Genomic DNA, 20,072 nt, shown 5'->3' on the forward strand with positions numbered 1-20,072 from the left:
CAGTTTTTGCGATCGCTTGTTTTTTCTCCGACTTCACAAAATCGCGTTGCTCCCTATATAAACCAGTAATATCACCAAGTTTCGCGTCAAATTCTTCGTCCACAGGGGGGGGTTAACCAGTAACGACTCTGGTGTGGCTTCAGCTCTGCAACTTCAGTATAATCTTCCCACGTGTCGGACGGATATGCTTTCAATAATTCCTTGTTTCATAATTTCGTCTGCCAACTCTCGGGAAGTCCAATGGCTGATTGGTCGTCCATAATCTTCAGGAGGTGAGCAGGCCAGCGCAAATAATTCTACAACTTGTTCCATCTTAAATTTGACTGGGGTGCCTATACGCTCTGAGTCTTGCAACCGTTGAATTATTGTTAAATCATTTATACATGTTGACAACCATCGCTCTCGCCACAAACAAGCTGTATGCCTATTTATATTTAATGTTCGGGCGATTTCACGATGATTTTTTCCCTCAGATGCTAATAAAATTATTTTGGCTCGCAGTGCCAACTGTTGCGGCGTATTATGGCGGTTTATCAACTGCTGGAGTTCCAAACGTTCATAATCGCTTAAATTTAATGTTTTCGGAGATAATCTTACCACACCCAGATTCCTTCATACTTAGCTAAAACTGCTTTTATAGCTTATTATTTAGTATCCCACAATAGTGGTCTATTTATTTCCGCCGTGCTGTACTAGTGACCCATCAAAAGGGCCAAATACTGATCAAGATGCCTCATCCTCCGAAGCAGAAGAGCAAAATACTGATCAAGATGCCTCATTCTCCGAAGAAGAAGAAGAGCAAAGTGTAAAGTCTGAAGTCATTGATCAAACATCGACAACTACTACTAATAGTCAACGACTAGAAGCAGCAGCTATTAATCAATCAGAAACTCAAAATACCCAGCAATATGCCTCGTTCCTCGGAGTATCCCCAAGTAAAATTAAAACTACTGCCGAGTCTCAGGTTATTTTACAAGAGATTGCAGCATCAACGGGAATCAAAACAGCTATTATTTATGTCAACTTTGTACCCCAAAAAGGTGTCCCACGTTCTAGAGGTTTACTAAAAACAGTCCAAGATAGCGATGTACTAAATATAGGCGTTGTTACTGCTAATGGTGTACCTGTTAAAAAACCAATATCAGGTGTGACGAGAAAACAAGTTCTTGATGAGTTTAAAAAACTGAGTCAAGAAATTACTGATCCGGGAAAAGCTCAGAGTACCAGCTATTTAGCTAGCTCCCAGAAAATTTACCAATGGCTAATTGCGTCTCAAGAAGCCGAGTTACAAAAGCAAGGCATCAATAATTTAATGTTTGTCATGGATGAAGGAATGCGATCGCTTCCTGTAGCTGCTCTTCATGATGGAAAACAATTTTTGGTAGAAAAATACAGTTTAGGAATACTCCCCAGCTTTAGTTTGACGAAAACTGGATCTCAAAGTATCAGAAATAGTCCTGTTTTAGCAATGGGAGCCGAAAAATTTACTGTAGATCAAAGTCAAACTGAATTAGGTGCTGTACCCATAGAAGTAACTTCTATTGTGCGGCAAATTAAAGGAGGTAAATATTTACTTAACGAGGACTTTAATTTCACCAATCTCAAAGCCCAAACTACTGCTACAGCTTATCAAATTATTCACCTCGCAACTCATGCCGATTTTCCTAATAAACAAAGAGGAGGCATTAAAGAATCATACATCCAGTTGTATGACAGCAAATTACGCTATGACCAAATAGCTGAGTTGGGATGGAATAGGAATAAGTTACCAGTGGAGTTATTGGTACTAAGTGCCTGTAAAACAGCTGCGGGGGATGAAGAAGCTGAAATGGGATTTGCGGGATTAGCTATCAAGACTGGAGTCAATACAGTTTTGGCGAGTTTATGGTATGCCTCAGATCCAGGAACCTTGGGGTTAATGACGGAGTTTTATCGCTCTTTAAAAACAGCTAAGTCAAAAACTGAAGCTTTGCGAGCCGCACAATTGGCGATGATTCGAGGCGAAGTGCGAATCGAAGATAATCAATTAATTGGTTCTCAAAGTAGCATCAAAATAACAACAGAACAATCAGAATATTTACAAGATAATATCGTTGGTAATCTCTCTCATCCTTATAATTGGGCAGCTTTTACAATGATTGGTAATCCTTGGTAAAGTCTAGATGAGTTTTGATTTGGGAATTTTGTTTATTTTCCTCAGAAGAAAATACTACGAATATCCTATAGGGTATATACTGTTTTACGAAACAATAGAAGTATTTCCTACCTTTAGGTAAAAAGCGGGTCAATATCTGATCTAAGTAAAGAGTGCAAAAAAATGGTTCCTCGTGGCATCCCGCTTCCCAAAAGGAGTCTAGATCAGCCTGAATTAGCTGCTACTTAAAGGATTGAGAAATGTATAGCGGACAACACAGAACTTCCAAAAATTCTTCAGATTCTTCTAGCGAAGCAGCACCGAGTCAGTTTGCACCGCCTCGGTTTGTGGTTCAGCCTCAAGCCAAGACAGATTTATCCCAAGCCCAAAATACAACTTTGGAGCCATTGGAGAAGGCCGAGGAAGTAGCGAATGAGGCGGTTGAAGTCCAGCGTCTGAGTGAATCGGGAGCTAATGGTGATGAAGATGCCAACTCAGGGAATGGGGGGACCATTCAACGTGCTTTCTCAGAATACGATGCGGAAAAATCACCATTCCAAACCAAACTAACTATAGGCGCACCAGGGGATAAGTACGAGCAAGAAGCCGACTCAATGGCAGAAAAAGTGATGTCAATAGATACACTAACTGCTACTAATTCCCCAACAATTCAGTCTGATTCGGAAGCAGGATTTGATTCAATTGAGCAAAAACCATTAGTCGGACACATTCATCCATTAATTCAGCGCCAGATTGAGTTAAACATCCCTAGACAGCCAATCACATCCATCAGCCCACTGATTCAGCGTCAGATAGAGTCCAATCAAAACCGCACTCAGACCAACCCAATACCCTCTACTAACCCATTCATTCAGCGCTTTATACACAGGGCTGGAGGCAATATTCCCAGTCAAAAAAATACCAACTTAGAGAGCCGTTTAGCAAGTCAAAAAGGTTCTGGAAGTCCCTTAGATGAGCAGACACGCTCCTTCATGGAACCTCGTTTTGGCAATGATTTTAGCTCTGTACGTGTGCATACAGACAGTTCTTCTGTCCAGATGAATCAGGAATTGGGGGCGCAGGCGTTTACTCATGGTCAAGATGTTTACTTTGGGGCGGGAAAATATAATCCAGGAGTAGATGACGGTAAACGGTTATTGGCTCATGAACTGACTCATGTAGTGCAGCAAACAGGGGCTGTTCAGCCTAAATCAAATCCTCACCAAGCATTCAAGCAAAATAAGATCCAGACAAAAGCCCTTTTTACCTCATCTCCTGAAGCGCAATCAGTTATCCAGTCCAAAAAACAAGGTTCTCAGGAATCAACAAAGCAAAATCGTCAAGAACCAATTAAGCAAGAGCAACCACAGCCTCAACAAAAACCCCCGGTAGCTGATGTTGAAGCAGGGAAAGAGCAACCACAGGCTTCCGCAACAGGCGAACTGACAGGTCAGGGCGATCGCACTGCAACTACTGATGCAGAAACCAGTGAAAATGTTAATACTCTAGAGCAAACAGGCGATCGCACCACAACTACCAATGCAGAAACTATCGATAATGTCAATACTCTAGAGCAAACAGGCGATCGCACTGCTACAGATGCAGAAACCACCGAAAATGTTAATACTCTAGAGCAAACAGGCGATCGCACCACAACTACCAATGCAGAAACCACCGATAATGTCAATACTCTAGAGCAAACAGGCGATCGCACTGAAGCTACAGATTCAGAAACCACTGAAAATGTCAATACTCTAGAGCAAACAGGCGATCGCACTGAAACTACAGACGCAGAAACCACTGAAAATGTCAATACTTCAGAGCAAACAGGCGATCGCTCTTCTGAAATAAACTCAGATATTAAAATTAAAGATATTAAAAATGCACAACCTGAGTCAAATCTCAATGGTGTCCCAGAAAAAACCGTTGCAGAGACACCCTCAACTAATGTCCCCGCAGCCGTACCAGAAGCTGACCTAGTTCAACCAACAGCCCCTACCGGCGCAGGGGTAGAAGCAAGCTCTACAGTGGGTATGGTGGGAGAACAACAAAGCGCTCCCTCAGCACAAGCGGCTGCTCCTATTAGTGCTGATGAAGCTGATCAAATTATCGAACAGCTAAAAAATACACCTCCCACTGAAGCTGTCGCCACCTACGAACAAGCTCAAATCGCTTCAGCACAGGCTTTAGAGAATCAAACTCAACAAGTTCAATCAACGCTACCAGAAATTCCCGCACCCACAGGCCTATCACCCCAAGAATCTGCTGAACCCACAACTGCGCCGCAGAGTGAAACACCGCAGCCAATTTCAGCAGAACCCCTATCTGGCGAAAATGCAGCAGAAAAATTACACGAAGAAGCAACAACCGAGCCACAATCTTTATCAGCAGAAGCTCCGGCTTCTCCACCACCACAGACACCACCGGAGGGAGAGGGTAGCGAACAAAACATCAGTCAAGTTAAGACCAGCGCTGGAAAACGCCCCACGGTTGAATTAAGTGGTGAAACTGATCCTTCTCAGATGGATCAGACTCAAGCTGAATCCAAATATCAAGTGCAAGAGGTTAAAACTCAGGCATCTCAGGGTATCAAGCATAACTTTGGCGAAAATAATATCTTCCCTCAAGCCAGTCAGCAAATCCTCAAGGCAAATAAACAATTTTCTTCAGCCAAACTTTCTTCTGAAAAGCTTGGTAAAGCTCCTTCAGTTCCACCAGAAGTTGTTGGCGGTTTGAATCAAGGTCTAACTCCTTTCTATCAAGAAAAAATTGCTCCAGAACAGGAGAAATATAAAATTGGCAAAAATAAGTTTGATGTAGATTCAGGTAATACTAGGTCTGATGCAGACCAGCAAATTGCCACTTTAAATGAAGAAGCCAAGCAAAAACAATTAGCAGAACAAAGGCAGGCTAAACAAGAAGTTGGTCAAGCCCGACTTAACTGGCAAACTGAGCTAGATAATGTTGATAAAGATTACCAAGAAAAAGCTGGAAATGCTACTAAAGAACAGCAGCAGAAAATTAATGAAGAAAAAGCCAAAGCCGAGGCAGAAGCGGATCAGCATCTAATAGAAGCAGAACAGGAAGCTGAAGCAGAGAAGCAAAAAGCTGAAGCAGAGAAGCAGAAAGCTGAAGAAGAAGCTAACAAACCCAAGTCTTTTTGGGAAAAAGTTGGAGACTTCTTTTCAAGCATTTGGGAAGGAATCAAAAAAGCTTTCGAGGCTATCTTTAATGCTCTGCGCGAGGTGGTAAAAGCCATTTTTGAGGCAGTCAAGACATTAGTTAATGCTGTAATCGATTTGGCTCGCCAAGTAATTACAGGATTAATCAAAGCATTAGGAGAAATTATTAAAGCAATTGTTCAGGTCGCCTTGGCAGCTTTTCCAGAAATCTCCAAGAAGTTTACTGACATGATCGATCAGACAGTTAACAAGGCTGTAGAAGCAGTCAACGCTGCGGCGGACTTTTTGAAGAATACGATTTCAACCGTTCTGGATTTCTTGGCGAAAACTTTGGATACTTTGCTCGGACTTGTCCAAGACCTTGTGAAGGGAATTTTTACCGTCATTGGCATGATCATCACGGGTCAAATTGGAGAATTAATTGAGCGATTTGGTAACTTGATTGAAGGTGCAAAGGCAATGCCCGATCAGTTTGAGACGGCAGGGCTTGAAGAACTAATGGGGGGTGATGTTGATCTGGATAAACCCCTTGCACCAGAAGAAATTGCCCAGGCACAACAAGCTGGGGTGAGTATCCCTGGTAGAGAAGGTGAAGGCACTGCACAAGCAGGTGAAGTTAGTGAAATGCCTCAAGCACCTTGGAATGAAGATAATGTGGGTGTTGATTCAGTAGAGAATAACATGGAGCTTTCGCCCGAAATATCTGACGAACTGATGCAGAAAACTAACGGTGAAGGAGAGGTGTTGCTGGCTGAATCTAATGAGGAAAGCCGCTCAATGGATGCAATTATGTCTGAAGCCACGTCCGGGAAACAGGCAGGAGGAGAAAAACAAGAACAGCAAATTCCCGATGATGGGCTAACACCAAAACAGCGCGCCAGCATTAAATGGGATTTGATGAAAGAAGGAATTAAGCAGTGGTTCTCTGATAATTGGCCTAAGTTACTCGCAGGATTGATAGCAGCAACAGTCGTGATTATTGCTGCGATTGTGGCTTCTGGTGGTGCTGTTTTAGCTGCGCTTCCCATGATTATGCAAGTTTTAGGTATAGTGTTTGCCGCAGATGCCATAGCAAAAATAGGAGGATATCTGCGCGATTATCTCTCTAAATCCTGGGAGGGTGATATTCAAGGTGGTGGTAAGAGTTTGGCGAAAGCACTGGCTGCTGGAGCCATTGAGCTTGCCATGTTGTTAACTTTCGGGGCTGGAAAAGCAGCAACCAAAGGTGTCAAAGCGGTAGCGAAGGGTACAGCTAAGGTTGTTAGAAAAGTTTCTCGTGCAGTCATTAAGGGTGTTAAATATGTTATCAAGAAAGGTAAGGTTTTCTTCAAAGGTATTGCTGGTACAGGAGTTGGCAAACAGTTTAAGAGACTTGGCGAGTTGGGTCAAGGACTTTTAAATAAGATGCGGTTCAAAGGGTTCCGCATTAGAGTTAAAAATCGTCGCTTCCGATTGGAAGGTTTAGTTAATCCTTGGGTGCTAATTGCTGAGGGTAAGATCAACACAGAATTTAAAGATGCACACGGCAACACGCAAACCATAGATAAGACAACACCAAAAGCTACTTTTATCACTGATGATGAGTTGAAAGCAGTCAAAAAGGGAGGAACGCCTAAGACTGGAGATATTACTGAATATGAAGTTGTCCCTTATAAGACTGCTACAACTAGTGGTAAAGGCGCAAGAGGTAAAGTAAAAGATGACCTGACGGGTGATCATGTTCCATCTAGGGCAGCATTGGTCAAAGCTAAAGAAACAAAGCTTGGACGCAAGTTAACTGCGGCGGAGAAGACTAAAATTAGAGATGAGGGGGTTACTGTCGTCCTCAAAGATAAAACTCATAAAGAACTCAGCAGAACTTATGGAGGCAGTAATCAACCCCCGCAAATTGCTGGGGATGCTAATGATCTTGGTAAGGCATTTAGAGAAGATGCTAAAGCAATTTTTGAAGGTTTATCCTCCGGCAAAAATTTTAAAGGTCAAAATGTAGGACCAGGTGGAGAATTAAACCCTGAGATTGTAGGAGCTTATATGCGTGCCTACAGAGAAAATGTCATGAAACGCGTATTTGCTCATAGTGATGAAGCTGATAAAATGTTCATGGATTATTTGAAGAAAGTTACTTCTCCCTCTAGCGGTTCAAGTTCAAGTGGGGTTGGCAGCAAGCGTCCTTCGCCATCTAGTACCTCAAGCTCAAGTAAAAAACCGAGAACATAACGATAATCAGGATTAAGAAAACCAATATTTGCTAACATAATTTTCTAAATTATCATTTTACAGAGGTTACAAACAATGGCTAATAACATCGAAAAAATTCTGAATAATTCATTACTCTCGGTTGATGAGAAAGTTGAAAAAACAACCAAAGAACTGAACGTTTTATCTGATAGGGGAGTAGCAGAAGCTATAGAATTAATTCTGAATATAAATGACCCTGCTAAAGCTACATATCCCGCCAACTACCTAGCGTTGTTGCCCAATCTTAAACAAGAAAAAAAACAAGTTGTTGAGCAGATAATCAATGATAAAAAAGATTTATTGATTGCTGTCACAAATTTAGTTAAAGATTTACCAGATGATGTGATCAATAAATTAATCACTGAGTATTTTCAAGACCCAGAATCGTCAGATTTATATAATATTATTTTTGAAGTTGCTCAGTTCTTTCCCGAAAAGCTACAGCCATTTGCATCACAAATTGATGATGAATATCTTCAAGAATTAATCTTACCAGGAGGATCTGATAGTTGGGTTAATGACTTAGTTAATAACTATGGTGAGGATGAAGATCCAGAACATTTAAAAGCTTTAGCCTATTTCCGTACAGATAAGGCATTAGATGCACTAATAACTTTGTCAAAAACAATTCCAGAGGAATACTTAGCAGATGTTTATGCCTATATTGAAAGTTCGGGAGTATTTGCAGATTCGCGTTTAGCTTCAGTATATTTTAAAAATTATCGTGGCTATGTTGTCTCGCGGGACGAAAGTCCTCATTATATGGGAGGTAGCTTTCCTTATCCAGTTCCAAAATGTCCTGTGACAGATACACCAGCTAATCGCATTTTAACTTTAGATATTTCTCAATTAGATTTAGACCTTAAAAGTTCCTATAATCCCTCTTTCTTTTGGTATGAAAGCGGTTATTCACCAGGCTGTATTTATGTGCAGTTTACGGAAAACGGGATAAAAGGATTAATAACTCCTATGACTGATGGAGAAGTAGGAACTGACCTGATTCCTGGAGAATTAGCATTGAAGTTAGAAGAGTATCCTTTAAAATATGGGCGCGGCGGTACAGCAACTTCAGGATTCTCCAATCATCAAGTAGGGGGTTATCCAAACTGGATAAACTTTGAACGCTTTCCCCGTTGTCCAGTTTGCGGACAAGGAATGAAATTCTTAGTCAGCATAGATAGTGGGATGACTCCCTTTGGAAAGTTTGGTTTCAATGGTATCCTTTATGGATTTTGGTGTGACCCATGTGCTGTTTCCTGCACTTATCATCAGAGTGATGAGGATGATTTTGAGTAACGGTTTTCATTTTCTATGCTTTTGGCAATATGAGTACCCAACGTAAATATTCTCACTTGAATAGCGAACTCACTATGTGCGAATCCTCAGAATTGCCGATCACAATTCATGGGGTTAATCTAGCAATAACTACACAGGATGACAAAATCAGTGAGTGTCGTCTTACCTTCCAAATTAGCCCAGCACTTTACCAACGCATCGACATCGAAGCTTTATTCAATCTTAAACCCGAAATTCGCACTCCTCTATCTGGTGGAAGCTTTCAACCCTCCCCCGACATCCAAATTGAAGCAAGTCTCGACTCTGATTTATTACCACAACTAACAAAACACGCGAAAACCTCTAACCAAGCAGTAGCCTATCTACAAAAGTTAAGTAAAGAACAGCCCAATCATCCCTTATTATCGCCCTATAGTTGGTATGGGCTGCAAGTTAAACAGCAGCAAGAAAAAGGTGAAACAGGCTATTCCACTGTTTGGGCATATTTTAAACCTTCTGATATTAGCCAAGATGGTATTGATGGCAAAAAGCTGAATGAGGCAATGCTCAATTTCACTAAAGAGTTGACGAATACAAATCACTCTGGAATATCCAAGGATACCATTTCTCAAGCAGTTGAAAAAATTACCCAGACCTTTGAAGAGTTGACTGGCAATGTTCCTGAAATGACTGAAAAGGTGGTTTCTGAAACCATAAAGAAAATGACCACTGCTTTTGAAGAAGTTGCAGAAAAGATTTCTGAAGTAACCGAGGAAATTGCTTCAGAGGAAAATATTTTTGCGGCAATGGTTAACTTCTTCCAACAAGAAGATTGGCAATTTCAAGAAAGTCCGGAAAACCAAACCTTAAGCCTCGGCTTCCAGGGTGAAAACGGTCAATGTGATTGCTACGCCATTGCTAGAAAAGAACAACAGCAAATGGTTTTTTACTCAATTCTCCCCATCCAATCCCCAGAAAACAAGCGAAGTGCTGTAGCCGAATTTATCACCAGAGCAAATTATGGCATAATTATCGGCAACTTTGAACTAGACTTCATTGATGGAGAAATTCGTTACAAAACCAGCATAGATGTTGACGGTAATAGACTAAGTTTTACTCTAATTAAACAGTTAGTTTACGCCAACGTGACGATGATGGACGCATACCTACCGGGGATAATGTCTGTGATTTATGGGGATGTGTCGGCAGAAGAAGCAATTAACCAAATTGAACTAACTCCAGATATTCCCCAAGCATCAGAAGAACAAGAACAGTTGTTATCTGTCGTACCTGCTGAAAATCAGCAAAACTTAGCAGTTAATCCATCTTCACAACCAGAAATACAGCAAGAACCGGAAAAAATACCTGAAAAGCAATCTCATATACTAGCAAAATTAACACCAGATGAAATCGGTCAATTACATCAAGCATTGCAGATGCTGGAACCTTATCAGCGTAAACAAACCCAAGAAATCAGCGAAAAAGTCAAGAAATTAATTATTACGAGATTGGGTGATTTGGCAACAGAAGTATTTGATGAAGCAGTGACTTTCTTCACAAAAGTTAAATTCCCAGTAATAATTCTGAAATTAATTCAACGTTATGCAAAAATGGCGGGACGGACAAGATTATTTATAGAGCAATTAAAAGATAAAGTTAAACAATATAGAGAACCATTAGATAATTCTGAGATTAACATATCTATAGAAGATTTAGAAAAACTATTTGCAAAAATTGACAAACGTCTAGAAGAACTACCAACAGATAAGTTGTTAGGTGAAAAAGAACTAATATATTTACTTGAGATTGAACAATTTAACGAGCAGTTAGCCTTTTTTGAGAGATTGATTAAAAATCTCGCTGAAAACCCAGAGACGGGTTTGAGTTCTACCCAATAAGGCACTTCCCAGGAATAAAATCCCCCATTTGTAGGGTGGGTTAGGACGATAATCCGTAACCCACCATTATTGATTTGTCATTACGAGTGCCGTCATTGCGTATCGCAATGACAATTATTCTGTTGTTGCAACATAAAAACTGGGATGCACCCCGATCAAGTCGCCAAAATTAGGAAGCGATCGCACTACCAATTAATTACTTTGATAGTATTAACTTTTGCAAATTCTTGATCAGCCGTCACTAAACTGGCTGAATTTTGGCTAGCCATCGCAGCAATTATAGCATCAGGCAATTTTAACCGAAATTGTTGGCGAATTTCAATAATTTTCTCAATCAACACAGTATCAGTTGTCGTTAAATTAATAACCTCTACTCGCTGAACAAACTGCTGAAAAATTTGGCTATCAGCTTGACTTAGCCCAGAAAATGCCAGAAATTCAATTTGACTAATGACTGAAATTCCTATCCAATCTGCATTTTGCAATAAAAGAATGAGTTGAGAATTTCCCTGGAGCAGAGCTACAATTGCATTCGTATCCAACAGGTAGCGATCACCACTCATTCCGTAAATTCCTTTGCATCGTGACTGCATTTCCCTGCCAGTTTAATTGACCCACCAAATCAGAGAAATCATACTTGAATATGGGCTTCTGGACTGATGAAACGGGATTCACCACAATGACAACATTTACCTCGGCTGCCTCTAAATGTGTCGGAATATTCAGATTCAAACAACCAGATTCATCAGTTTTAGTGGTGAGTTTTAGAACTTCCATTATTAATAAGAGTGAATAGACTTATTCCTAGCTTATCTTAGTTATGATTGAACAATTGATTGTCTGTCCTTTTCCTAACCGAAATATCAAACCCAGCCTTTCACTTCAGTATCTGTTAGCGGTCGCTCTAACTTGGCATATTCACTCTTAGCTGACTGTAAAATATGTTTCATCTCCACAGGCTCACCAGCATCAGCCGCCAGAAAAGCCGCATTGAGGGCAATGTTGCGAATATTACCGCCAGATACATTCAATTTCGCTAACTTGCTGGGATCTAAATCTTGGGTAGGTGTTTGACGGGGGAAAATCCGCTGCCAAATTTCCGCCCTTTGACTAGCATCAGGGAAGGGGAACTGGACAACAAACCGAATCCGCCGCAGAAAGGCTTGATCTAGAGAACCTTTTAAATTAGTGGTCAGAATCGCTAAACCTCTATAGGATTCCATCCGTTGCAATAAATAGCCTACTTCAATATTGGCATGACGGTCATGGCTGTCTTTCACTTCGCTACGCTTACCAAATAAAGCATCAGCTTCATCAAACAGTAAAATTGCTCCCCCAGTTTCGGCTGCGTCAAACACCCGCCGCAGGTTTTTCTCAGTTTCTCCGATATATTTGCTCACTACTTGACTTAAATCAATCCGGTATAGGTCTAAACGGAGTTCATCAGCAATCACTTCTGCGGCCATGGTTTTACCTGTACCACTAGCACCCGCAAATAAGGCACTGATACCTAAACCACGTCCTCCTTTGTTGCCAAATCCCCATTGTTCATAGACTTTTGCCCGTTGACGGACATGGGCGGCAATATCTCGTAATACTTGGCGTTGTAATTCTGGTAATACTAAATCATCCCAGGTAGAACCTGCTTCAATTGGTTGCGCTAATTCATCTAAACGCGGACGCGCTTGAGAACGACAAGTATCCCAGAGGAGAGTGCTGAGTGAGGAGTGGATGGAGACGCGATTCATCGCGTCTGTACAAGGGAATGTTTCTTGTGATTTTCCTTTGGCTTCGGTACAGACGGTGTGAATGGTGGCAGCATTGAGGCTGAAATGGGAAACTAAGGTGTCTACGTGTCCGTTGAGGCTGGGTGCTGCTTCTTTGAGGGCATTTTGCCAAATTATTCTTTGTTCGGTAGTGCTGGGCTTGTGGACTTCGATGGCGATGAGGGGACTTTGTAGCGATCGCCTTCTCTCTCCAGTGGTAATTATCAGTGGATTGGAGATATTTTCGATTAATCTACCAATTACAGCATCTTTAGCGGGATCTGTAATATCAATTTCATCACAATCCAGCAGCAAAGCACTATTAGTTAACATTGATTCCCTTGACCACAAACGCAATAATTCATTGATTTCGTGATTACGGAAGTTGGTAATTGCCTTAGCTGACATTAGGTGTAAATTGACATTAAGTAATCCGCAAGCTGTAGAGGCGATCGCTCTCTTAGAACCGACTTCATCCCCACACAACTGGATAATTGGTAATCTTGTCCCGACTGTTTGCGCCCAGGTTGTGGCTAATTGTTCAGCTAACTGCCGATGAGAAGCTACTTGAGTTTCATTTGTCTCTGTTAAAGGTTCAACAAAACCCTGTAACTTTTCATCTAAATGGTCGAAACCCATGAGATAGTGTAATATTCTCTCATCAATTCGTAATGGACTCAGGTTGAGTGCCTGACCTTCCCCAATATGAATCATTTCCCACTTTCGCAACGGTGCAGACGGTGTGAAAGCTTGCCAATAAACAGTTGGTAAAACTGCCATAGCTAAACTAAAAGTTGGATAAGGTAGTTTGGGATGATTACCTGGGGCGTTGCTGCATAAAACCCCCCAATTAGCATCTATTTCCATCCCCAAACACAGCAATAATATATCTCGCTCAAAGTCTGATAAAGCAAAGATATGGCAGAGGGTACTCAGTGCGTTATTACTACTCGATTCTGAAGTGAAATTTTCGTTGCTACTCTCAGTTTGCCCTAATGCAGTCCGAACTTTTGCTAATGCATTCATCAAATAATCCTGGTTAGCTTTGTGCCATTCAGGATTGTGATTTCTTAACTCATTTTTCATAAAACTTTTTAAGTGGGTTTTAAAATTGACAATCAAGAAATCACGACAACAGGCCCAATATACTGCTCAAATGTCGGGCTGTTTGAGTCTTGATCAACTGTTAATAAACTTTCAGCACCATCCACCACCAGACGGGCTAGATAAGTACCGGGTGGACAATCGGTAACAGCAAAGGTAATTGAGTGGGAATGATTGCGCCGATTTTTGGTGCGATCGCAAGAGTATCCCGAAAATTGTGCCATTGAAATGTCCGTTAGGATTAAAGTCACCTGCTGGGTTTTATCAATGGTGACATCTGCAACCACAGTTACATCCGCATCTCGTGGTTCATCACCCCTACCCTGGATGTTAGATGCTGTAATTTCTGCAATAGTGGGGCGTAATACAATGGGCATCACATTGGACATTACCCTTTCCTGGGGATGAATTACCTGTAAACTTTGGACACCCGCCCGTAGGGATTCTCTCGGTATGGAAGCCAGATTTAAAGTAATTTGTCTGTCTATGACTGTTTCGGCAACTACCTTAAGATTACCGATGCTGACTTGGGTAATATTTGCACTTAACCTGTCGCCTTGAATAAGTAATGTGCTGGTAGCCAGAATTAAGGGTGATCCTGCTAGTCGAGTTTTCCGGAGTGGGGATGATTCTTCTGTTACCTTGATTTGAGCGATCGCTGGTTGATATGGTGTAACATGAGGCTGAAGATTGCGTACAGGTAAAGGTTTTTTGGCAATATCGCCGACATCAATTAAGACCACACTCACTTTATAGGCGATGGATAAATAGTAAGGAGTTTGGAAAAAGACAGTCCAAATTTTCGAGATTTCCTCTACATTCAAGTCTATAGGCGTAATGGCGATCGCTTCCGCTTGCTCGGCTAGATTAGAATCTGTTAAAAATGTGAAACTTGAGTCGGCTAATGTCTCCCGAATCATCTCCGACGTAACAGTGGTTTTACTATTCAAAGTTTGGACAACGCTACCCATCAAACGCTGGGGTTCCAATTCCACATCGTTACCATAGCAACTTAGTAAGTAATAGAGATCCAAACCCGTTTGCGATCGCTTAGTATATTTCTCATCAACTGAATGACGTTGACGCAAATCAGCACTACGCCAAGCCGGATTCAGCAAAATGTCATAAAGATATAAATTAACCCCAGCTTCCGGCGCACCACTACTCAAACGGTCTGGTCTGACAGTTGTCACCCTCGCGCCATCCACATCTAGTTGTATACTCGCCTGCAAGTTTCTTTGTAGTGTTGCAGTCACAGTAGCAATAGCTAAATAATTTGTCATGTTTCATTAGTCATTAGTCATTAGTCATTCCTGTACGGGCGGGTTTACTAAAGGTTTCGGCAAACCACAGACTGACTGCTTAACCCGCCCCTACCCACTCAGCACTCAGCACTCCCTACGGGCAAACTAAACCCAACTTTAAAGCCTTGACGATCGCTTGAGTGCGACTAGTGACACTTAATTTTTCAAAAATGGCTGTTAAGTGAGCTTTGACAGTGGCGATAGTAATAAATAAATGTCCGGCGATTTGTTCGTTAGAGGCTCCTTGAACTAACCAGTTTAATACTTCTCGCTCTCGTTCGGTTAAGTGAATACTCGTGCCGGCAGCCGCTAGGGAATGTCCTGTGTAATAGTGGAATAAACGAAAGAAAGCTGTGGCTACTTCTGGGGGTAAATAAACTTTATTATTAATTACGGTGGTAATAGCTTCGCATAGTTGGGTGGCTAATTGGCTTTTAAATACGTAACCCCAAGCGCCTGCTTGCATGGCTCTAAATATCCAATCATCTTGTTGGTGTGCTGATAAAATGAGGACTTTGCCGTTATAAGATAATTCTCCTAGACGTAGTAGTGCTGTAATTCCGTCTTCTGGAGGTAATTCTAAATCCAGCAAAATTAAAGCTGGGTGCTGTTCGGCTGTTAATTTGAGTGCTTGCTCAACCGAAGCTGCTTCTCCTACAATATCCAAGCCGACACCATTACTATTGTTATAAAAGTTTAATAAAGTGCGTATTCCTTGACGAAAGCGCGGTTCATCATCTACAAGCAAAATGGAAATAGGTTCTTTTTTGGCGTTCATGATGCTGTCCCTGGTATAGCAAAGTGCTGAGTTTTAAGTGCTGAGTATAAACTTACTTTGAGTAAAGATTTTGAGCAATCAGCATTGTCCTGAGCGATATGACTATGACTATATATAAAGTGAGGCCAAATTTTACTTCACGTTGACCTGTTTATGGGTAGAGTAAAGGAGAATTGAGCGCCACCTTCAGGAATATTTTCTGCCCACAAGTTGCCTTGATGAGCCAAAATAATTTTTTGAGCGATCGCTAATCCTAAGCCAGTACCCCCTAAACGTCGAGAATAATAAGGCGTAAAGATTAACTTCAAGTCTGAGTCAGAGATTCCCGAACCGCGATCGCAAATTTCTATTAACACTTCATGATTATATATATGCCAGTTACAAATCACCGTCCCATTTTCCGGGCTAAAATGCACGGCATTCGTCAATAAATTATCAAAAACCTGTTTCATCTGCCAACTATCAACTGTGACATTCACAGGTTTATCGGGATAGTGAATGTGAATATTTTTTTGCTCTAACCAAGGTTGTAAAGCTTTAATACTTTCTGCAAGAATTGTTTGTAAATTATGCTGTTTAATCTGTAAACTGGCTTGTTGTCCTTGATAAAGCAAATCTGTTAATTTAGCACTAAGTTCATCTGCTGTTTGACAAATTATTTTAGCCTGTTGTTGCAAGCACCCATCTGGTAAAGACAAGCGGAGATTTTCAGCATACAGATTAATTAATGCTAAGGGATTACGTAATTGATGTTCGGCGCGGCCGAGGGTTTCCGATAAAGCCGCAATTTCTGCCAGATGGCGCGATCGCTCTTTATACATTGCTAAATACTGGCTGAGTATTTGAGCATTATCTAGTAGTAATTGTTGCTGTTGTGGTGATAGTGTCTCACAAGTGCAAATAAATATATATTCCGCCGCTAATAAGCTTTGTTCACCAACACAGCAAACATAAGCATGATCAGCATCTGGTAGGCTTAACTCGGTAATTTTCAGAATAGGTAAATCTGCTTGTAACCATTCTTCTTGATGCAGATATGAAATAGCCAATACAGACTCTCTGAATGTCAAACCACTTGATTTCGGAGACTCTGTACAATTGGCGGTATCTGGTACAGCGAGAGAAATTAATTGTCTCTTATCTGTATCTAGATTCTGATATACAGTCCAGACAGCCACCGTTGGTAGTAAGTTTTCTAACTGTTGTATGATGATTTGGCAAATTCTACTCACATCAGCTGCCGACAACTGACTTGGTAAATTTTGCGTGGACGAAGGTAGAGATATCTGAGTAGTCAACGTCTGAGTAGCAACTTTCACCTATGACCTCCTGCATGATTTAACAGTAATAAGCATGGCAGATGTTACAAAGTATCAAAATCTTATCTACTTACACACATATTGCAGAGAATGCTGCAAAATTCAATAAATCGGGTTGACCAACCAAAAAAAGTGTTTAAGCTTTCAGTATCTTAAGAAACCTGACGATCTTTCACCCATCCGGCAAAGCTTGTGGTTATTACTGTATAAATAAGGACGAACCTAGCTTACATTAACAAGTTCACATATTACACAACTGCAACAATTATTTTAGAATCTCGACCAAAGTCTAATAACCACGGGCTAGCTGGATCTCTAAGCTGATGAATAGATCACCCAAATGTGGCAAATCATTAGAGAAACTACATTTAAAAGGGTTATTGCTTGTTTTAATCAGTCCCTCCGCATTCCCATCGGCTAAGTAGCACAGTAGTTTTTCTCTGCTGCTTACATCAGTAAATTTGGTAGGATGCCCAAACATCTATACTTGATTTAACTGGTAAAAAATCTAGCCAAGAAGCAGATAACGGAGTATTTTAGGAACCCTGCTGTTGTATCTTATGATCCCAGCTGCTACTCAGACTTTAGCAGAAATCTTAGCTGGCGGGATTTCCCTGCTCAGTACAGAGCAAATTGATTTCAGCCATCCTAGTGTTGCTCAAGAAGTCAACCCCAGACTGAACTTGTATTGTTACAGCATCCGGGAAAATGTTTGTAAACAACCATCCGGTTGTCAGCATTCAAGCCAGCACAGGGGATCGACCTTAGCACCACCAAGGTGGTTTGATCTGCTATTTTTGGTCAGTGCTTGGGACTTTACAAGTTTGGGCGAACAACGTCTGCTGTCAGAGGCGTTGATACTACTGTTAAATCACCACTCCCTAGGAGAGGAGATGTTACCTCCAACACTGCGCGGTCATGGCGAATTGTCGATCACCGTTTCTGCTATCCATCCCATCGATGCTGCGGCTTTGTGGAGTGCTTTAAGTGTGCCATTACGCCCAGCTTTGTATGTAACCTTGACAATTCCATTTAACCTACGAAGCGATATTTTGATTCATAACAATGGAGAAATGTGGCTCAAAAAAAATTAAATCATGGGTTTGGATGACTAAGGAGCAACTCTTTCAAAGTAACTTGTAATTTTGCTGGAAAGGCGAAAAGTAATTGGAAGAGAAGGGCTACCGTTATTTCATGTAGTGGTTGACCCATTACCAAAGCACTGCTCTACATTGTCAATTAATGACTAAAAATCAAGAGTTTTGTCGAAGCGATTAGGACTAATGAATAAAGTTCCAGAAATGTTATTTAGCAAATACAGGAAAATCGAACACTATGGCTAGATTAGATTACTTTGCACCTGGTGTCTACGTTGAGGAAGTAGATCGAGGTAGTCGCCCTATTGAGGGTGTGAGTACGAATATTGCTGGCTTTATTGGCTTCACCGAAGATGTGCGCGGTGATGCTGAATTGTTTAAACCGATGTTAGTCACATCGTGGAACGAGTACCTGGAATACTTTGCTAGACAAGGTTCCGATGGATACACAGATTTTGATGCCTATCTTCCCTTTGCTGTTAACGGTTGGTTCCTTAATGGTGGTGGCCGCTGTTGGGTAGCAAGTATCGGCACTAAACTTCCTGGAACTCCCCCACCTCCTTTAGAAGAAACAGCCCTGAAAATTCGTACTACAGGGAATCGTCCATCTTTACAGTTTGCCCTGAAAGCGGCCGAAGATGGAGACGATAACGAAGCGGCGGAAGAAGGGCGAATTAATGTTTCGATTTTAGAAAGTGAACCGCGCCCGTCAGAAAATCCCGAAGCCGAACCACCCTTAAACACTGGAGAATTTTTTAAAGTCATCATTAGCCGGGATGGTGAAATTCTCGAAGAGTACGACCACCTGTCAATGAACCCAGAAATCGCAACGGAGGCTGGTACTTATGCGGTAGCAGCAGTCCAAGAGTCTGCGTTTGTGGATGTGGTTGACTTAGAAACACCAGGACAACCACTTTCCCGCCGTCCAGCGAATGGGAACTATGAAGTTAGCCCACCGCCAATGGTTTCAACTCCTGATCGCTTCCCCCGAGATGTGCAAGGGGTAAGAGACGATCGCACAGGTATGCAAGGTATCTTTGAAATAGATGAAGTTACCATGATTGCCTTCCCTGACTTGATGCTGGCATATCAAAGAAACATCTTGGATCTTGATCAAGTTCATGGGGTGATGGAAGCAATGGTCAGTATGTGTGAAAATACTGCCCCTAACCGGATGGTAGTTCTAGACCCACCTCCTTGTAAAGGTGGTGGTGCGCCAGTCGCACCAACCCAAGTCAAGCCGCAGCATATCGCCCAGTGGTTGAGTGCATTTAACAGGCGATCGCAATTTGCCGCCCTCTACTATCCTTGGATTAAGGTCCCCAACCCTCGCAATGGTGGTAGACCAATTATGATTCCCCCAGCAGGACATATGTTGGGTGTCTGGTGTCGTACCGATGAAACAAGAGGCGTTTATAAAGCACCTGCTAACGATACCCCCAGAGGTGTTATTGGTTTAGCTTACGAAACCAACCTGCGGGAACAAGAACTACTCAACCCCTTGGGAATCAACTGTATCCGCACCTTCCCCAACCGAGGTATTCGCATCTGGGGCGCACGGACTTTGGTAGAACCAGATAATGTACAATGGCGTTACATCAGTGTTCGCCGCTTGATGAGTTACATTGAGAAGTCCGTAGAACTAGGTACTCAATGGGTAGTATTTGAGCCTAACGATCAAGATTTGTGGGCGCGTGTAACTCGTACCGTTAGCAACTTCTTAGAAAGACTGTGGCGTAGCGGTGCATTATTTGGCGCTTCCGCTTCTGAAGCATTTTATGTCAAATGTGATTCCAGCATCAACACCCACGAAACCATGATGCTAGGTCGTCTATACATCGAAGTTGGTGTGTGTCCAGTCCGCCCAGCAGAATTTGTCATCTTCCGCTTTAGTCAGTGGTCTCCTAATCAGTAAAGAGTGCTGAGTGCTGAGTGCTGAGTAAAATATACTCAGCACTTAGTAAAGTAATATAAGTG

The 20,072-nt window shown here is 41.7% G+C and carries 13 protein-coding genes; 6 read left to right on the top strand and 7 right to left on the bottom strand.

Going from position 1 to position 20,072, the window contains the following annotated elements:
• Positions 1–153: 153 nt before the first annotated feature.
• Complete coding sequence (locus ACM0OW_RS22090) at positions 154–600, bottom strand: helix-turn-helix domain-containing protein (protein ID WP_414552395.1); 447 nt, start codon at positions 598–600, stop codon at positions 154–156.
• A 64-nt stretch (positions 601–664) separates the two neighbouring features.
• On the opposite strand from ACM0OW_RS22090, the gene ACM0OW_RS22095 reads away from it, so the two are divergent.
• From ACM0OW_RS22095 to ACM0OW_RS22110, 4 genes are all read left to right on the top strand, one after another.
• Positions 665–2,155 carry a CHAT domain-containing protein gene (locus tag ACM0OW_RS22095; protein ID WP_414552396.1) on the top strand — a complete coding sequence of 497 codons (1,491 nt, stop codon included), beginning with the start codon at positions 665–667 and terminating at the stop codon, positions 2,153–2,155.
• Between the two features lie 239 nt (positions 2,156–2,394).
• Positions 2,395–7,533 (top strand): eCIS core domain-containing protein, encoded by a 5,139-nt coding sequence (locus ACM0OW_RS22100; RefSeq protein WP_414552398.1) that lies wholly within the window; start codon positions 2,395–2,397, stop codon positions 7,531–7,533.
• A 75-nt stretch (positions 7,534–7,608) separates the two neighbouring features.
• A complete protein-coding gene (locus tag ACM0OW_RS22105; protein WP_414552400.1) occupies positions 7,609–8,850 on the top strand; it encodes a hypothetical protein in 1,242 nt (413 codons plus the stop codon).
• Positions 8,851–8,879: 29 nt separating this feature from the next.
• Positions 8,880–10,727: a YbjN domain-containing protein gene (locus tag ACM0OW_RS22110; RefSeq protein ID WP_414552402.1), complete on the top strand. Its 1,848-nt coding sequence runs from the start codon at positions 8,880–8,882 to the stop codon at positions 10,725–10,727.
• A 185-nt stretch (positions 10,728–10,912) separates the two neighbouring features.
• Here the strand turns inward: ACM0OW_RS22110 and ACM0OW_RS22115 are convergent, their stop codons facing one another.
• The 6 genes from ACM0OW_RS22115 to ACM0OW_RS22140 all read right to left on the bottom strand — a co-directional run bounded on the left by ACM0OW_RS22115 (position 10,913) and on the right by ACM0OW_RS22140 (position 16,998).
• Complete coding sequence (locus ACM0OW_RS22115) at positions 10,913–11,290, bottom strand: type II toxin-antitoxin system VapC family toxin (protein ID WP_414552403.1); 378 nt, start codon at positions 11,288–11,290, stop codon at positions 10,913–10,915.
• Positions 11,280–11,504, bottom strand: a complete 225-nt coding sequence (locus tag ACM0OW_RS22120; RefSeq protein WP_414552405.1) for a hypothetical protein — start codon at positions 11,502–11,504, stop codon at positions 11,280–11,282. Before ACM0OW_RS22120 ends, ACM0OW_RS22115 begins: the two co-directional genes overlap by 11 nt.
• An 86-nt stretch (positions 11,505–11,590) precedes the next feature.
• On the bottom strand, positions 11,591–13,579 hold the full coding sequence (locus ACM0OW_RS22125) for an ATP-binding protein (RefSeq protein WP_414552407.1): 1,989 nt from the start codon (positions 13,577–13,579) through the stop codon (positions 11,591–11,593).
• A 32-nt stretch (positions 13,580–13,611) separates the two neighbouring features.
• Positions 13,612–14,880 (bottom strand): DUF4255 domain-containing protein, encoded by a 1,269-nt coding sequence (locus ACM0OW_RS22130; protein WP_414552409.1) that lies wholly within the window; start codon positions 14,878–14,880, stop codon positions 13,612–13,614.
• Positions 14,881–14,995: 115 nt separating this feature from the next.
• Positions 14,996–15,679, bottom strand: coding sequence for a response regulator (locus ACM0OW_RS22135; protein WP_414552411.1), 684 nt, complete (start codon positions 15,677–15,679; stop codon positions 14,996–14,998).
• Between the two features lie 137 nt (positions 15,680–15,816).
• The gene (locus tag ACM0OW_RS22140; protein WP_414552413.1) at positions 15,817–16,998 is read right to left on the bottom strand and encodes a sensor histidine kinase; all 1,182 of its coding nucleotides are present in this window, start codon (positions 16,996–16,998) and stop codon (positions 15,817–15,819) included.
• Positions 16,999–17,558: 560 nt separating this feature from the next.
• On the opposite strand from ACM0OW_RS22140, the gene ACM0OW_RS22145 reads away from it, so the two are divergent.
• Positions 17,559–18,092, top strand: a complete 534-nt coding sequence (locus ACM0OW_RS22145; protein ID WP_414552415.1) for a Pvc16 family protein — start codon at positions 17,559–17,561, stop codon at positions 18,090–18,092.
• Between the two features lie 241 nt (positions 18,093–18,333).
• The gene (locus ACM0OW_RS22150) at positions 18,334–20,010 is read left to right on the top strand and encodes a phage tail sheath family protein (protein ID WP_414552416.1); all 1,677 of its coding nucleotides are present in this window, start codon (positions 18,334–18,336) and stop codon (positions 20,008–20,010) included.
• The last annotated feature ends 62 nt before the right edge of the window (positions 20,011–20,072 follow it).

It is taken from the genome of Anabaena sp. CCY 0017 (genome assembly GCF_963920885.1).
Classification (GTDB): domain Bacteria; phylum Cyanobacteriota; class Cyanobacteriia; order Cyanobacteriales; family Nostocaceae; genus Nodularia.

Excerpts from the sequence above, each read along its gene's own strand:
- ACM0OW_RS22120 (WP_414552405.1), bottom strand. The coding sequence starts at position 11,504 with ATGGAAGTTCTAAAACTCACCACTAAAACTGATGAATCTGGTTGTTTG.
- ACM0OW_RS22145 (WP_414552415.1), top strand. The coding sequence starts at position 17,559 with ATGATCCCAGCTGCTACTCAGACTTTAGCAGAAATCTTAGCTGGCGGG.
- ACM0OW_RS22100 (WP_414552398.1), top strand. The coding sequence starts at position 2,395 with ATGTATAGCGGACAACACAGAACTTCCAAAAATTCTTCAGATTCTTCT.
- ACM0OW_RS22150 (WP_414552416.1), top strand. The coding sequence starts at position 18,334 with ATGGCTAGATTAGATTACTTTGCACCTGGTGTCTACGTTGAGGAAGTA.
- ACM0OW_RS22130 (WP_414552409.1), bottom strand. The coding sequence starts at position 14,880 with ATGACAAATTATTTAGCTATTGCTACTGTGACTGCAACACTACAAAGA.
- ACM0OW_RS22105 (WP_414552400.1), top strand. The coding sequence starts at position 7,609 with ATGGCTAATAACATCGAAAAAATTCTGAATAATTCATTACTCTCGGTT.
- ACM0OW_RS22110 (WP_414552402.1), top strand. The coding sequence starts at position 8,880 with ATGAGTACCCAACGTAAATATTCTCACTTGAATAGCGAACTCACTATG.
- ACM0OW_RS22135 (WP_414552411.1), bottom strand. The coding sequence starts at position 15,679 with ATGAACGCCAAAAAAGAACCTATTTCCATTTTGCTTGTAGATGATGAA.
- ACM0OW_RS22125 (WP_414552407.1), bottom strand. The coding sequence starts at position 13,579 with ATGAAAAATGAGTTAAGAAATCACAATCCTGAATGGCACAAAGCTAAC.
- ACM0OW_RS22115 (WP_414552403.1), bottom strand. The coding sequence starts at position 11,290 with ATGAGTGGTGATCGCTACCTGTTGGATACGAATGCAATTGTAGCTCTG.